The organism is Vibrio sp. 10N.261.54.A5, from assembly GCF_041471145.1.
Lineage (GTDB): Bacteria > Pseudomonadota > Gammaproteobacteria > Enterobacterales > Vibrionaceae > Vibrio > Vibrio crassostreae_C.
Map to the genome: position 1 here is coordinate 24,507 of NZ_JBFRNU010000016.1, position 14,795 is coordinate 39,301.

13 protein-coding genes are annotated in these 14,795 nt (G+C 43.8%); 9 read left to right on the forward strand and 4 right to left on the reverse strand.

Going from position 1 to position 14,795, the window contains the following annotated elements:
• Window positions 1–14: 14 nt before the first annotated feature.
• Window positions 15–1,163: an iron-containing alcohol dehydrogenase gene (locus AB4329_RS04145; protein WP_004731461.1), complete on the reverse strand. Its 1,149-nt coding sequence runs from the start codon at window positions 1,161–1,163 to the stop codon at window positions 15–17.
• A 193-nt stretch (window positions 1,164–1,356) separates the two neighbouring features.
• On the opposite strand from AB4329_RS04145, the gene AB4329_RS04150 reads away from it, so the two are divergent.
• The 6 genes from AB4329_RS04150 (at window position 1,357) to AB4329_RS04175 (ending at window position 6,067) form a co-directional block, all read left to right on the forward strand.
• Entirely contained in the window at window positions 1,357–2,241 is an 885-nt protein-coding gene (locus tag AB4329_RS04150) for an AraC family transcriptional regulator N-terminal domain-containing protein (RefSeq protein WP_372137696.1), read from the forward strand.
• Between the two features lie 569 nt (window positions 2,242–2,810).
• Window positions 2,811–4,058 (forward strand): RidA family protein, encoded by a 1,248-nt coding sequence (locus AB4329_RS04155; protein WP_136981896.1) that lies wholly within the window; start codon window positions 2,811–2,813, stop codon window positions 4,056–4,058.
• Window positions 4,059–4,295: 237 nt separating this feature from the next.
• Window positions 4,296–4,652, forward strand: coding sequence for a hypothetical protein (locus AB4329_RS04160; RefSeq protein ID WP_136981907.1), 357 nt, complete (start codon window positions 4,296–4,298; stop codon window positions 4,650–4,652).
• A 94-nt stretch (window positions 4,653–4,746) separates the two neighbouring features.
• Window positions 4,747–4,896, forward strand: coding sequence for a hypothetical protein (locus AB4329_RS04165; RefSeq protein ID WP_017062658.1), 150 nt, complete (start codon window positions 4,747–4,749; stop codon window positions 4,894–4,896).
• Window positions 4,897–5,014: 118 nt separating this feature from the next.
• Window positions 5,015–5,479 (forward strand): acyltransferase, encoded by a 465-nt coding sequence (locus tag AB4329_RS04170; RefSeq protein WP_017062657.1) that lies wholly within the window; start codon window positions 5,015–5,017, stop codon window positions 5,477–5,479.
• A gap of 69 nt (window positions 5,480–5,548) precedes the next feature.
• Window positions 5,549–6,067: a GNAT family N-acetyltransferase gene (locus tag AB4329_RS04175; protein WP_372137697.1), complete on the forward strand. Its 519-nt coding sequence runs from the start codon at window positions 5,549–5,551 to the stop codon at window positions 6,065–6,067.
• Window positions 6,068–6,182: 115 nt separating this feature from the next.
• On the opposite strand, the gene AB4329_RS04180 is transcribed toward AB4329_RS04175, so the two are convergent.
• Window positions 6,183–6,629, reverse strand: coding sequence for a DUF417 family protein (locus AB4329_RS04180; protein WP_017064470.1), 447 nt, complete (start codon window positions 6,627–6,629; stop codon window positions 6,183–6,185).
• A gap of 281 nt (window positions 6,630–6,910) precedes the next feature.
• Here AB4329_RS04180 and AB4329_RS04185 point away from each other — a divergent pair, with 281 nt between their 5' ends.
• Window positions 6,911–7,273 (forward strand): RidA family protein, encoded by a 363-nt coding sequence (locus AB4329_RS04185; RefSeq protein WP_017062654.1) that lies wholly within the window; start codon window positions 6,911–6,913, stop codon window positions 7,271–7,273.
• A 128-nt stretch (window positions 7,274–7,401) separates the two neighbouring features.
• Here the strand turns inward: AB4329_RS04185 and AB4329_RS04190 are convergent, their stop codons facing one another.
• Entirely contained in the window at window positions 7,402–8,988 is a 1,587-nt protein-coding gene (locus AB4329_RS04190; protein WP_017072212.1) for a BCCT family transporter, read from the reverse strand.
• A gap of 476 nt (window positions 8,989–9,464) precedes the next feature.
• On the opposite strand from AB4329_RS04190, the gene AB4329_RS04195 reads away from it, so the two are divergent.
• Together AB4329_RS04195 and AB4329_RS04200 are read left to right on the forward strand one after the other, a co-directional pair.
• A complete protein-coding gene (locus tag AB4329_RS04195; RefSeq protein WP_372082877.1) occupies window positions 9,465–12,632 on the forward strand; it encodes a chitinase C-terminal domain-containing protein in 3,168 nt (1,055 codons plus the stop codon).
• Between the two features lie 273 nt (window positions 12,633–12,905).
• Window positions 12,906–14,369, forward strand: a complete 1,464-nt coding sequence (locus AB4329_RS04200) for a diguanylate cyclase domain-containing protein (RefSeq protein ID WP_372125421.1) — start codon at window positions 12,906–12,908, stop codon at window positions 14,367–14,369.
• Between the two features lie 135 nt (window positions 14,370–14,504).
• On the opposite strand, the gene AB4329_RS04205 is transcribed toward AB4329_RS04200, so the two are convergent.
• The gene (locus AB4329_RS04205; protein ID WP_017068159.1) at window positions 14,505–14,759 is read right to left on the reverse strand and encodes a YgjV family protein; all 255 of its coding nucleotides are present in this window, start codon (window positions 14,757–14,759) and stop codon (window positions 14,505–14,507) included.
• Between the last annotated feature and the right edge of the window lie 36 nt (window positions 14,760–14,795).

A 14,795-nucleotide genomic window follows, 5' to 3' on the forward strand; every position in this document is an offset into this window, starting at 1 on the left:
TACTTTAGCAATTCTTAGTGAATCGCAGACTCTAAAATCTCACGCGTTTTCTCTGGCGTGATTGCTTGGTTTTCGCCAAGTTGCAGGTAACCGTGTGATTCAAGTTGAGCAACAACGTTGTCGATTGCTGCCGCTTTCGTTGCTTCGTAACCGTCGAACATGGTTGGAACGTCTAGGCTGTGGTAGAAGGCTTCGATTGCCGCGATTGTACGCTCGGCTAAATCAGCACCCGCTTCTAGGCCAAATACGTTGCGACCCATTTGCTCTAGCTTGCCACGCTTCGCTTCGATTTGATTACGAAGTAGTGAAGGTTGAACAATCGCAAGAGAACGTGCGTGGTCGACGTGCCATAGTGCAGTGAACTCATGGCCAATCATGTGTGTTGCCCAATCTTGAGGAACGCCAGTACCAATCAGGCCGTTAAGCGCTTGGTTTGCAGTCCACATTAGGTTTGCACGCCAAGCGTCGTTGTCACGCTCGTCGTATTGCTTACCCAGTACAAGTAGGTTCTTAAGCAGTGTTTCTGCGTAACCGTCTTGAACCATCGCGTCTGTTGGCATTGTGATGTATTGCTCACATACGTGAACCCACGCATCAACTAAGCCGTTGATCAGTTGGCGTTCAGGTAGAGACTTCATTACATCTGGATCCATAACCGCGAACTTAGGTTGTACTGCAGGGTTCATGAACGCCAGTTTCTCTTGAGTCTCTTTACGAGTGATTACAGCACCCATGTTAGATTCAGAACCTGTCGCAGGAAGAGTCAGTACCGCACCAATTGGTGTCGCTTCTGTTACTTGGTGTTTACCCGCTAGGATATCCCAACCGTCGCCGTCGTATTTAGCCGCTGCAGCAACGTACTTAGAACCGTCGATTACTGAACCACCGCCAACAGCGATAATGAACTCTACGTTTTCTTCTTTAACAAGAGCGACGGCTTTATCTAGCGTCTCTTTCGTTGGGTTAGCTTCAACACCCGCGAACTCAATCCAAGCGTGATCCTTTAGAGAAGCGACAACTTGGTCGTAAACACCGTTGCTTTTGATTGAACCGCCACCGTAGATGACTAGTACTTTCTTCGAAGTATCAACCGCTTGGCTGATAGCGTTGATTTGGCCTTGGCCGAAGTGGATAACTGTAGGGTTAACATAAGTGAATTGCATTAGAGATTCCTTGTGTAAAGCTCAATTTGTTATTTTATTTGATTGCTCAATTTCTATATTTGCATATTAGTACAGTAATCTAGGGTGATGAAGAGCTGATCCTCCAAATAAATTGCCTATTTCTACAAAATTGATATTCTTTCTCTGCTTTAGCTTACTTACTCTTAGCACTTGGAATGGAAAGTCGCCACTTATGAAAACACTCGCGCAGTTGTTACAGTCTTATGTAGAACACAAAGGTTGGGATGATCTCGAAGGGATCAGAGAAACTGAAATTGGCGGTGTGTGGTTGTATAGAAGCAGTGGCGGGAATCAGCGTCAGCCATTCACTTACCAGTCGGGTATTATCATGCTCGGGCAGGGCAAAAAGAACATCTACATTGGCGACAGACCCGTTACTTACGCTGCTGGTGATTATCTTGTGGTAGGCGTGCCAATGCCATTGGAGTGTGAAGCCTTGCCTGTAAATGGCGAACCATTGCTTGGTTTGTCGATAAGCATCGATTCTCAGCGCTTGCATAGCTTAGTCAAAAAGCTGGAAGACCAAGGCTTTCTAGAGAGCTACTGCAACAAGCACAAGCAGAATTCGAGCGGCTTAGAATCGGCGCCAATGGAAGAGCAAATGCTGGAGAGCTTTACTCGATTGGTCAAAACTCTACATTGTGACATTGAAGCCAACATATTGGGTGATGCCATGGTCAGCGAGATTGTCTACCGCGCATTAACAGGTTCAGAAGGGCGAGTGCTGTTTGATTTGGCCCATCATGACGGCCATTACGCACGTGTCGCCAAAGCGCTGTCTAAAGTGCATGAAGAGTACGACCAAACCATCACCGTTCAATCGCTTGCTGACGAAGCCAACATGAGCGTGTCTGCCTTCCACAATGCATTCCGTAATGTCACCTTTGAATCACCTCTTCAATACTTGAAAAAGGTTAGACTTAATAAAGCCAAAGAGCTGATTCAACTAGAAGGCCTTCGTATTAATGATGCTGCACGTCGAGTCGGTTACTCCAGCCCATCTCAATTTAGCCGCGAATTTAAGCGCCACTTCAATACTACTCCAAGAGCGGTTTAGTTCTTCTTTCAACGAAACTATGTGTTGAGAGCTATAATGCCAAAAGCTATGGTGACGATTGCTCATATTTGTTGAATTATATGAGTAAATGTATCTAATCATAGGCATTGTCAGATTGTAGGTATTTGATTCTCGAATATATTATTAACGTACTTATATAAAATAAGCTCTCGAAAATAATTAATTAAATAGTCTAAGAGTTTATGCACAGGTATAGGGGAGAAACTCACTAACTTAGCTATTAACGAAGTTTTAGTGTGAACAACCTATCAAATATTATCTAAAATTCTGGAATTACTCACCGTACTATCAGAGAGAGTATTCAGGATTATTGAATAGACTTAAAATTGAAGATAATTTAGCAGTTGATAAAGCCTAGTACGACGGATAATTAGTCGTTTGATGACTAATTATTCTGTAACTTGCTGATTTATAGTCAACTGAGAGTCTGATGGATATCACGTTTACCCTAAAATAATTCACTTAACATGGCGCTACTTTAATCATTCTTCCAAATACGATTGTTAAATATAAATACGTATACCTATTTTATTTAAAGGATAATACCGATGAGTAGCGATATCATTAAAATTTCAAGAAACACTGAAAACGCACCAATTAATTCTGTATCTACACAAACGGTCGCTTTTTCTCATTATAATAACTTTTCTGCTCAACTTCCGATTGACCCTAAAACGGGTGAAATAGTCATCGGTGATATTAAAGATCAAGCAGCACAATGTTTGAATAATATTAAAGCGATTGTTGAAAGCATCGACCATGTTATGGATGATGTCGTGAAGATTAATGTTTTCGTTAAGAATATTTCTGATATCGATGCTATTGATGAAGTTTACAAAAACTTCTTCCACAACAGCCTTCCAACACGCACTGTCGTGGGTGTCACTGCACTGCCAAGCAGCGATGCGCTGGTTCAAATGGATGCTCTCATTTCTAACGGTGAAGGCACTAAACCACAAGCACCTTGCGCACTAGTTAAGGTATCAAGGAATACGGATAATGCGCCTCAAAGTGCTGTGTCCACGCAGACTGCGGCTTTTTCTCACTACAACAATCTTTCAGCTCAGTTACCGATAGATGTAACCACAGGTGAGTTGGTTGATGGTGGTATCGAAGCGCAAACGGCCCAATGTCTATCAAACATTAAAGCTATTTTAGAAAGCATCGGACATGTCATGAATGATGTGGTTAAAACGACTATCTACGTAAAAAATATCGCAGATGCGGAAGTGGTAAATGAAATATGTGCTAAATTCTTCCCAAGCTACGTTCCTGCTCGTACCGTTGTTAACGCAGCTGAATTACCAATGGGCGCTTTAATTCAAATTGATACATCCGTTTCACATGGTGACGGTACACCGCCGCAATTACCAGAAGACACTCGCTTACTGGTTATTGAAACCAATAATACTGTTGCAGCACCATTCATGCCTTATTCGCATACTGTTGCTTTCTCTCACTACAATCATATTTCAGGACAATTGCCTTTAGACCCGAAAACAAATGAAATTGTTGCTGGTGGTGTAAAAGAGCAAGCGGAACAATGTTTAAAAAATATTAAGGCGATAATTGAAAGTGTTGACCATAGCATGGACGATACGGTGAAAATTAATATTCAACTTAAGGATATTTCAGATATTGATGCGGTAAACGAAATCTACACCGCATTCTTTAACACTGATTTACCGGCAAGAACGGTGGTTGGGGTTTCAGAGATCCCTATGAATGCTCTAATTCAAATTGATGCCGTCGTTTCTAACTGCGAAGGTACGCCACCACAAGACGTGGTTGCTTAAATTAATTGCACCCTTCTCGATAATAGCGATCAGATCCCAGCTTTAGCTCTTAAACATTGAGTCGAAACATAAGCCGGCGGTCTGATCTGCTAACTCGCCACAGATACTGCCAATCCCAAGCCTCGCTACACAACTTATTCGAAGCAATATAACCAAGCTTCGACCCGACATATGGTGATTATTAAGTCGAAGTGTTTTAATATGAAAAACAGACGCTTAACGAAAGAAAACCAGTTTATGCAATTTCGAATTATTTTACTGCTGTGCCTATCCCTTATGGGTTGTTCGTCTAATCAAAAGCTAATGCCTGATCCGACAACTATCACGCTTTTTTATGGTGATACATCCATCTCTGCAGGTGTTTTAGAGGATAAAACATTTAATTCGGTGCTAGCCAATAGAAAAGAGAGTGTTACTTTCTCGGGCTCAATATCAAAGCAAAACTCAGGCTACTTTGTCGATATGTTAGTGATTCGAGAAATGAAAGAGCCACGTTCAACACGACAGCTTAACACCTCGCTTCTAATGAAACCGGGAGAGTTAGTAGATGTTGGCGGCGTGAATAACGATGTGTTCAGGGTAATCCTCGAGTAACAAAAATAAAGTGTTCAATTAATCTGATTTTTTGCTTTACCTCAACCTAACTTCAAGTCTTAAGCTTCTCTTACTGATTAAGAAGGAGCTTATTATGCAAAATAACTACGTAAAAGAACTCGCCGTTAAAACTTACCAAGAAGACCTTCAAAAAGAGTACGTTAGATCTAAAGCTCAGCCATTCCACGCCCCAAGTTTTATCGGTGGGGTGCTGTTGTCAGTTGTGCTGGTAGGACTGTTTTAATTTATGCAGAATTTCTGATCCATTGCCAACTCTCAACATATCTATTTGCTGCACTTTAATGGCTACGGCACAATCTCTTAGGTTGAATTGTGACGCTAATGTCGAGAGGAAGTGAAGTATGGCAAGTCCAAGAGTATTAAAGTCACAGATTACTGATATTACCTGTGGCGAGAATGTCACTATCATCGAGCCAAGTAACGTTTATGGCTGTGAGCTTAAAGATGATGTGTTCGTTGGCCCCTTTGTTGAGATTCAAAAGAACACCGTGATAGGTGCGAGAAGCAAGATTCAATCTCACACCTTTATCTGTGAGTATGTGACCATTGGAAGTGACTGCTTTGTTGGTCACGGAGTCATGTTTGCCAACGACTTATTCAAAGAGGGCAAGCCAGATCCTAATCCTGAAAGTTGGGGGCGTACCTTGATAGCTGACAACGTCACGATCGGTTCTAACGCTACGGTTCTGTCTGTCAGCATTTGCGAAGGTGCAGTAATCGGCGCGGGCAGTGTGGTAACGAAAGACATTACTGAGAAAGGTATCTATGCAGGTAACCCAGCCAAGAAATTGAGAGGTTTACCGTAACCGTATTAATAAGCCGTGGTTCATGAATCATAAGGTGCGGCTTTTTAGGGAAACATTAGAGTATTTGTCATGGATGTATTTTTACACTTACTTCAACCGAATGACGCGAGTGCGCTTTTGGATTTTGAGGTCGAAAATCGAGAGTGGTTTGAGCAATTTATTCCAGTTAGGGGTGATAGCTTCTATTCAAATGCAGGTGTGACCGAGCAAATCACCAGCTTTCTAACTGAATACGAGAATGGTGAGATGATTCCTATGTTGATCAAAGATGCCAATGGCACTGTCTGTGGAAGAATCAACATCCGCGGTATCGACCAGATCGCCCATAGTGGAGAGCTAGGGTATCGAGTAGGTCGTTCCTTTGCTTCAAAAGGCATTGCGTCTAACGCAGTAAAGCAGTTTCTACTCTATTTGGAGGAACAGACCAACCTTAAATATGTTGATGCCTATGCGTTAGTGGGCAATATCGGTTCCAACAAAATCTTATCCAATACCGGTTTTGAATTGGTCGAGTATGTTGAGAGCTACGCGGTGTTTAAAGGAGAACATCAAGATGCTAATTATTATCGTAAGGTTTTAGCTGACTAGGTGACTATCAGTGCCTTATACATTAGAAGCTGGCAGCGTCCTTCTAGCCAGCTTCGAGTCTTTTTATTTAAAGGTTTAAGGTTACTTCTAGGTTTGGCCACTTCTAGATTTACGGTTACTTCTGAGGTTTGTTATGTTCGATTACGCTAATCGCGATAGCCAAAAACAGGATATCTTTCACTAGGAAGAAGTTAGTGACTAAGATGCCATCCGATACTTTCCAAGCGTTTGGCGTTGTAACCAGGAAGCTAAGTGTCACAACAAAGATAGCCGATGCAGCAATGCCTGAGTAGAAAGCTACTGTCGGCTTCTTAAATCCAACGATCAATCCAATAGCGACGATGATCTCCGCGCCACCCACCATGTTAGACACAGCTTGTACTGAGAACAGATTGTAAAGCCAGTTCATTGCAGGATGATTCGCGATTAGCGGTTCAATGAGCATCGCTTCAGTTGGCGTAAACTTATAAATTCCAATCCAAGCGAGCACTAATGCTACTCCAACCACTCCAAGGTTATATCCCACATTACTCTGTTTTAAATCATAGGTTTGAACATGCATAAAAGTACTCCATTTAATAAAATCCTTGAATATGACCGCAAGAGTTCAGATTAAATTTCGCATTGAGAATAATAATTAATATATTTATCTAAAAACTTAATAGGTAGCGACTTATTGTCTCGATAGGAACTCAAAGGCTAGTGATGTTGAGAACCAAAGCAATGGGTAGGCGATAGTGCTGTTCAAAAGGTAACGCGAGCTTTCTAATTTTTGTTTTCAATATTCATGATTTGGATTAGATTACGCTGATGTTCACCCTAATTATAAGAAGAGTATAACCAGTGAAAATTCATAGAATTAACCCGACCAAACGTTGGTCTGATGTAACTGTTTTTAACGGTATTGCAAGCTTTGTGGAAGTGGCAGAGACGGATACAACAGCAGGAATTAAGAGTCAGGTTCAGCAAATCTTCGAACAAGCCGAAGAAATGATGAGTTTGGTAGACAGCGACAAATCTCGCGTATTGTCAGTGACTATTTATCTCACGGATTTCGCTAACTTTGATGCACTCAATGAAGTTTGGGAAGCGTGGTTCCCTGAAGGCTGCGCGCCAAGCCGTGCATGCGTGAAAGCAGAACTTGCTAATCCTGAGCTACTGGTTGAGATGTCGTTTATGGTTGCTGCGGGTGAAAAGTTTCAATAAGCCGAACTATCGATTGAAATAAGCTTCGTAGATAGAAGTAACGAACAGATAAAACAAAGCCACTCAGGTGAATCACTTGAGTGGCTTTTTAGTGTTCTACGCTACCCGAAACTAAATCGGGTCAGGTATTAAGCGATACCTTGATCTCTTGCCATCTGCTTCGCGATCTTCGGCGCGTGCCATAGACACGGGAGCAAGATAAACGATACCGGAACCGCTGTGATTACAATGAACGACTGTAGAGCGGAGATGCCGCCTGAACCCATTGAGATAAGTGCGATCGCTACCGCACCCATGATGATACCCCAGAAAGTACGTACCGCTGCGTTTGGCTCTGTCGTACCCGTCATTACCACACTGATGGTGTAAGTCATTGAGTCACCTGTTGTCACGATGAACGTGGTCGTCAGGATCAGGAACAGAATTGCAATCAGAGTTGGGAACGGCAGTTGCGCGGTAATTGCTAGAAGAACCGCCGGAAGGTTGAAGCCTTCGAACGCACTAGAAATCACACCTGGGTTCTCTAATTCAAACGCTAGACCACTACCACCAACGATGCTGAACCAGAAACACGTTACAAGCGGTGCAACGATGCTAATAGAAACGATCATTTGGCGAATAGTACGGCCACGTGAGATACGAGCAATGAAGATCGCCATCATTGGGCCATAACCTAAGAACCAACCCCAGAAGAACACAGTCCAGCCACCTAGCCATGCTGTATCTTGGCGGTATAGCGCCATTGGGATGAAGTTATCAACCATTTCGCCCATACCTTGCAGGTAGCCATCAACGATGAAGCTCGTTGGGCCAACAAGAAGGATGTAGCCGATTAGACACACAGACAAGATGATGTTGTAACGGCTTACCAGTTGGATACCTTTGTTCACGCCGCTCAAAGCAGAAAGCGTGTACATTGCGATAGCAAAGATAATAACAACACTTTGAGTTGCAAAGCTGTCTGAAATGCCAAACAGTTCGCTCAGTGCGTAGCTGATTTGTAGGCCAAGGAAGCCGATAGGGCCGATAGTACCTGCGGCTACAGCCACGATGCTGCATGCGTCGACAACGTTACCAACCCAACTGTTAATCGCTTTGTCGCCAAGTACTGGGTAAAGCAGAGTGCGAGGCTTAAGAGGAAGGCCTTTGTCGTAATGCAAGTGCATTAACACGATGGAAGACAAACCACCTAAGATTGCCCATGCAAGGAAACCCCAGTGCATGAAAGATTGTGATAGAGCATTGAACGCCATCGCTTGAGGATCTGCGTTGCCATACAGTGGCGGAGCTGAAACAAAGTGAGCGATAGGCTCTGCGGCTGCCCAGAACACACCACCGCCGGCTAGCAGCGTACATAGGACGATAGACATCCATTTAAAGGTGGTCATTTCAGGTAGGGCAAGCGTTCCTAAGCGAACGTGGCCGGTGCGACCTAGTGCAAGCACTAAACCGATAATGAAGTTGAGAAGTAGTAGGACTTGCCAGAAAGCACCGAACCACTTAGTTGAATAACTAAAGCCGATGTTTACAAGTTCGGACAACACGGAGGTGTTGGTGAAGGCTAGGATGACAAAGAGGGTTAAAAAACTGCCACTAAGCCAAAAGACTGGGTTTCCGAGTTCCAGTTTTTCACCCAAAGATTGAGCTTTATTGAAATCGATAGAAGTAGATTCTGCGTTGATGTTTTCGTTGGCGACTTGCGTCAAGTTGGACATTATTTCTTCGCTATATTTGGCTCTTTCGAGCCTATGTATTTCTCCCACACTTGCATTGGAAATGTGAGGTTCGTCAAAAAAATCCGCGATACTACCACAATTGTTAAGAAAAAGTGGGCAAATTTAGAAAAGAAATCAGTTCTACGGCGAAATCAATCCCTTTTGGTTAGTTTTAAAACGAAATTTCAGAACGAACAAATAAAGCAGATATGAATAGAGTTTTGTAATTAAGGATACGAATTAGGCGATATTTTTTAGCGTACCGAAATAAATTTAATATTAGTTGTTCGTGCAAAATAAGTGTCGACTCATTGCATGCTATAAACAAATTAATGCGAGTCATTTTATAAATATCGAATATTTTAGGTGTTAAATTGGCACTGTTACCTACAGTTGTTTTGCGAAGAGATTTAAGTGATGAGAAATATGACACTTAAATTAAGCATCTTGAAACAATAACTTAAGGGACAGCTAACATGCACCTAAACCAAGGAAGAGTGGCCAAGAAGGTTTTTACACTCAGTACTCTCACCGCGTCATGCTTAATGGCGTTCAACAGCTACGCGGCTGTGGATTGTTCAACGTTAGAAGCGTGGGATTCCGCCACGGTGTACACCGGTGGTGATCAGGTTTCACATGACGGCAGCGCGTACTCAGCGAATTACTGGAATCAAAATAACAACCCGAGCCAATTTGAGGGTGACTATGCACAATGGAAAAAGATTGATGTGTGTAGTGGTGGCGGAGGTGGCGGTACGCCAAATGAAGTACCAACGGCTTCATTAACGGCACCCTCTGCTTCTGACGTGATTACTGAAGGCGATAATGTTGTATTGAGTGCAACAGCACTAGATTCTGATGGCAGTGTGGCTTCGGTTGAGTTCTTTGTTGATGGCGCATCTGTTGCGGTAGTCACAGCGGCACCTTTCGAAGCGACTTGGGCTGCAACGTCGGGTAATCATCAGGTTTCTGTTGTTGCAACGGATAATGAAGGCGCAGCAAGTGTTGCAAGTGCGGTTTCTGTTTCTGTTGATTCAGCACAACCAGGGAATGAAGCACCGACAGTTTCAGTTGCACTTTCAGTGACATCTGTTGATGTTGGTGGTGTAGTCACACTGACAGCAACGGCAGCAGATAGCGATGGCACGGTTGATAAGGTTGATTTCTACGTAGCGGGTGCTCTTGTGGGCACTGCTGCAACGAGCCCTTACACGTTAGATTACACAACAACTCAAGCGGGTTCTTTAGCGGTTTACGCGAAAGCAACAGACGACCAAGGTGCGACTGCAGATTCTGCGTTGGCATCTTTGACCGTGAACGGCGCTCCAACAGTGAGCACATGTCGCCCTGATGGCTTATATCAAACTCAAGGTGTCGATGTTCCTTACTGTACAATTTACGATGATGAAGGCCGTGAGAAAATGGGTGCAGACCATCCCCGTCGTGTCATTGGTTACTTCACAAGTTGGCGTGCAGGGGATGACCCACAAGCTGCTTACCTAGTAAATGATATTCCTTGGGAACAACTCACACACATTAACTACGCTTTCGTGAGCATCGGTTCAGATGGCAAAGTAAACGTCGGTGATGTAAACGATCCAAATAACGCAGCGGTTGGTAAAGAGTGGCCGGGTGTGGAAGTTGATCCGGCATTAGGCTTCAAAGGTCACTTCGGTGCATTAGCGACAGCGAAGAAAAAACACGGCGTGAAAACGTTAATCTCAATCGGTGGTTGGGCTGAAACAGGTGGTCACTTCGCGACTGATGGCAGCCGCGTGGCTGATGGTGGTTTCTACACCATGACGACCAATGCTGATGGTTCTATCAACCATCAAGGTATCGAAACATTCGCGACTTCAGCGGTCGAAATGCTGCGTAAGTACCAGTTCGATGGTCTAGATATCGATTACGAATACCCAACCTCAATGGCGGGTGCCGGTAATCCATACGACAAAGACTTCATGGAACCACGTCGTCAATACCTGTGGGCTTCGTACCAAGTGTTGATGAAAGTGCTACGTGAGAAGCTCGATGCGGCGTCTGCGCAAGATGGCAATCACTACATGTTAACGATCGCAGCGCCTTCTTCTGGTTACCTATTACGCGGTATGGAAACATTCGATGTAACCAAGTACCTCGATTACGTAAACATCATGTCTTACGACCTTCACGGTGCGTGGAACGATCACGTAGGTCATAACGCAGCCTTGTTTGATACGGGTAAAGATTCAGAGCTAGCGCAGTGGAACGTATACGACACGGCGGCTTACGGTGGTATTGGTTATCTGAACACGGATTGGGCTTACCATTACTTCCGTGGTTCTATGCCAGCAGGCCGTATTAACATCGGTGTGCCTTACTACACTCGTGGTTGGCAAGGCGTAACGGGTGGTGAGAATGGTCTTTGGGGCCGAGCAGCACTGCCAAACCAATCTGAATGTTCAGCGGGTACGGGTGAAGGCGAGAAAAACAACTGTGGCCATGGCGCTATTGGTATCGACAACATGTGGCACGATACCGATCCAAAAGGTAACGAAATGGGCGCGGGTTCTAACCCTATGTGGCACGCGAAGAACCTAGAGAAGGGTATTTGGGGCTCTTACGCTGAAGCTTACAAGCTTGATCCTGTGAATGATCCTTCAGATGTTCTAACGGGCACTTACACGAGAAACTACGACAGTGTGGCGGTTGCCCCTTGGTTGTGGAACGCAGAGAAGGGCGTATTCCTTTCAACAGAAGATAAACAGTCTATCGACGTGAAAGCGGACTACGTTATCGACAAAGAGATCGGCGGCATTATGTTCTGGGAACTAGCAGGGGATTATAACTGTTATGTTCTCGATGCGAATGGCAACCGAACGTCTATCGATACGACCGAACAAGCGTGTAACAGCGGTAACGGTGAGTTCCACATGGGTAACACCATGACGAAAGCTATCTACGATAAGTTTAAGTCTGCAACACCATATGGAAACAAAGTAGCGACGGGTGCTATTCCAACAGAAGCGCTAGATATCGCGGTATCGGTTGGTGGCTTCAAAGTCGGTGACCAAAACTACCCAATCAACCCTAAGATCACGTTCACGAACAACACAGGGCAAGCTCTTCCGGGTGGAACTGAGTTCCAATTCGATATCCCAGTATCTGCACCTGATAACGCGAAAGATCAATCGGGTGGTGGTTTGACCGTGATTGCTTCAGGTCATACTCGCGCGGATAACATCGGTGGACTAGATGGAACCATGCACCGAGTGGCGTTTACGTTGCCGACATGGGAAGAGCTTCCTGCTGGCGGTGTGTATGAGTTAGACATGGTGTATTACTTGCCAATTTCTGGCCCTGCTAACTACGCGGTGAATGTCGGTGGCGTTGATTACGCGTTTAGCTTCGAGCAGCCAGATCTACCATTAGGTGATATCAGTTCAGGTGGCGGTAACCCTGGCGATGGTGGCACCAATCCAGGTACATGTGATACGGCAGGTTTAGCGGTTTACCCAGACTTACCTCAGAAAGATTGGGCAGGTAATCCAAGCCATGCAAACACAGGTGACCAAGTGGTTCACAACGGCAGTATTTACCAAGCAAACTGGTGGACAAGTTCTGAACCGGGCAGTGATGGTAGCTGGACTCAGGTTTGTTCTTAATCTAACGCTAGATTATGTATTCATAGATAACGAATGAGAATGATTTTAAGTTTATTTATCAATACCTTAGTTTGATTTAAATACATGACTGAAGCGTAAAATTAAAACGCCGAACTGAATCCAGTTCGGCGTTTTTGCTATAAGTCACAGATTGCGTATAGAAACCTCTCAGAATATCGACACTCGTTCAGTAAAAAAGATAAGTATGATATAAAACAGTCTGCCTATAACAAAAAATAGCGTTACCTAATATTAGAAAGCTATGGGGTAATCTTGAAAGTCAGACGTAAATACATTCTTAGTTTCTCAATTGTGCTGGCCGTAGTTTCTCTGATCCTCTCTGCTGTTCAATTCAACCGGACGAAAGAATCATTATTAGATTCCAACCAATTCTTCTTTCGTACTATTGTGAACGCGAGTTACGACATCGTAGACACCACAGTCAACGAAGCGATCAAAACCTATCTAAAAGGTGTGACTGATACCGTCGCCTCTCACGCACTGCGTGTCTCTCCAGAACAAGAAGTTGAAGAAGTCATTCGAATTGCCAACGAATTGGTGATTGGAGAGTCTGGTTATATCTACCTGATGTCACCACAAGGTATTCATCTATATCACCCGTTTTTACAAGGGAAAAATCGCGCGCATTTAACCCATATTCAACAACAACTGAGCTTACAGTCTGGAATGACCCAATACTCGCACGCCAATCCACATGAAGTTGGCAAGCGTGCGAAGGTCGCATATTCAGTGAGGCTACCGAGTGGCAATACATTGGTGGCGACCACCTATAAAGATGAACTGATGTACCTGGTTGATCTCGAAGCACTTAAAGACAAATTGAGAAAGTACTCGTATGGCGATAGTGGCTATGTATATATCGTTGATTTACAAGGCACGTTAGTCCTTCAACCTAACTTTGAACACGAGCACTTAAAAACCTTGATTGATGACTCTTCAGAGTTGCTTATCGATAAAGTCGTCGATGAACCTGAAGGTCACTTTAGATACTCTATCTCTACGGCAGATGGCACGACGAGTAAAAACATCTTCTACAAGTTTTATCCGTATCTTAATTGGGTTATTTCTGCTGGTGTCTTAGAACAAGAGCTCAACAAGAACCACAGCTTATTGTTGGCAAGTTTGATGACGTTGGTTGTTAGTCTACTGAGTATCATTGTTGTTCTGGTGCTTTACCTGCGGCATCGTCATCTCAAAATATTGGATGTTGCGAGCCTCGATTACCTCACAGGCCTTCCTAGCCGACGGAGTTTTATCGAGCAGCTAAAACTGAAAATTACTCAAAGGTCGCCTTATCCGCTAACAAATGTCGGTGTCATTTTGCTGGATATTGACCATTTCAAGCGGGTGAACGATCAATATGGTCATGCTCAAGGCGATAGGGTTATCTGTGAGGTCGCAAAATCACTGAAGAGATTTGTTAACCGTCGTCGTTTGATTGCACGCTATGGCGGTGAAGAGTTTATTTTGGTGACGTTTGATTGTGATGAACATGAGTTATTCGAATTATCAGAGGCGTTACGGTTATGTGTTGAGCAACTTCAAGGCTTAGTGTCGCCAGTAACAATCAGCGCTGGTTGTTGCCATGCTCAAGCACTGACTGACATTGAAACCGCTATCGATAAAGCCGACAAAGCGCTTTATCAAGCAAAAGAGAGTGGACGTAACAACACTCAAGCGTATCGAGAGAACGAATATCACGTTGCTTACATGTGATCGGTTGAAAGCCTCATTGAATTGAAAAGTTTTGTTCACACAAATCGAGCTCTTGAGAACGACAAACACAAAAAAGCCCAAATAGATCGCTCTATTTGGGCTTTTTCAGAATTATTTGAAAGGCTAATCGTTAATTTAAGCTTTCGCTGCTTTCATCGCTTCCGTTTTTTTTTCCTTTTGCATTTTTGCAAGGAAGTAGATGTTTACACAAGCGATAAAGCCGTTGGTGGCTGCAACTGGCCATGCGTCAATCATGATGCCGTATGCTGTGAAGAGTGCACAGCCAATAAAGTTAAGGACACGCAGACGAACGATATCTTTCATTGTTAATGAAATTGCGACCATAATAGACGCAGCGTAACCTAAAATTTCAACCATATTGAATTCCATTGTTTGACCCTCTTAAATTTGCCGATACTTTGTCGG

Bases quoted from the DNA above. Each gene is read 5' to 3' on its own strand.
- AB4329_RS04145 (WP_004731461.1), bottom strand. From the start codon at position 1,163: ATGCAATTCACTTATGTTAACCCTACAGTTATCCACTTCGGCCAAGGC.
- AB4329_RS04150 (WP_372137696.1), top strand. From the start codon at position 1,357: ATGAAAACACTCGCGCAGTTGTTACAGTCTTATGTAGAACACAAAGGT.
- AB4329_RS04155 (WP_136981896.1), top strand. From the start codon at position 2,811: ATGAGTAGCGATATCATTAAAATTTCAAGAAACACTGAAAACGCACCA.
- AB4329_RS04160 (WP_136981907.1), top strand. From the start codon at position 4,296: ATGCAATTTCGAATTATTTTACTGCTGTGCCTATCCCTTATGGGTTGT.
- AB4329_RS04165 (WP_017062658.1), top strand. From the start codon at position 4,747: ATGCAAAATAACTACGTAAAAGAACTCGCCGTTAAAACTTACCAAGAA.
- AB4329_RS04170 (WP_017062657.1), top strand. From the start codon at position 5,015: ATGGCAAGTCCAAGAGTATTAAAGTCACAGATTACTGATATTACCTGT.
- AB4329_RS04175 (WP_372137697.1), top strand. From the start codon at position 5,549: ATGGATGTATTTTTACACTTACTTCAACCGAATGACGCGAGTGCGCTT.
- AB4329_RS04180 (WP_017064470.1), bottom strand. From the start codon at position 6,629: ATGCATGTTCAAACCTATGATTTAAAACAGAGTAATGTGGGATATAAC.
- AB4329_RS04190 (WP_017072212.1), bottom strand. From the start codon at position 8,988: ATGTCCAACTTGACGCAAGTCGCCAACGAAAACATCAACGCAGAATCT.
- AB4329_RS04195 (WP_372082877.1), top strand. From the start codon at position 9,465: ATGCACCTAAACCAAGGAAGAGTGGCCAAGAAGGTTTTTACACTCAGT.
- AB4329_RS04205 (WP_017068159.1), bottom strand. From the start codon at position 14,759: ATGGAATTCAATATGGTTGAAATTTTAGGTTACGCTGCGTCTATTATG.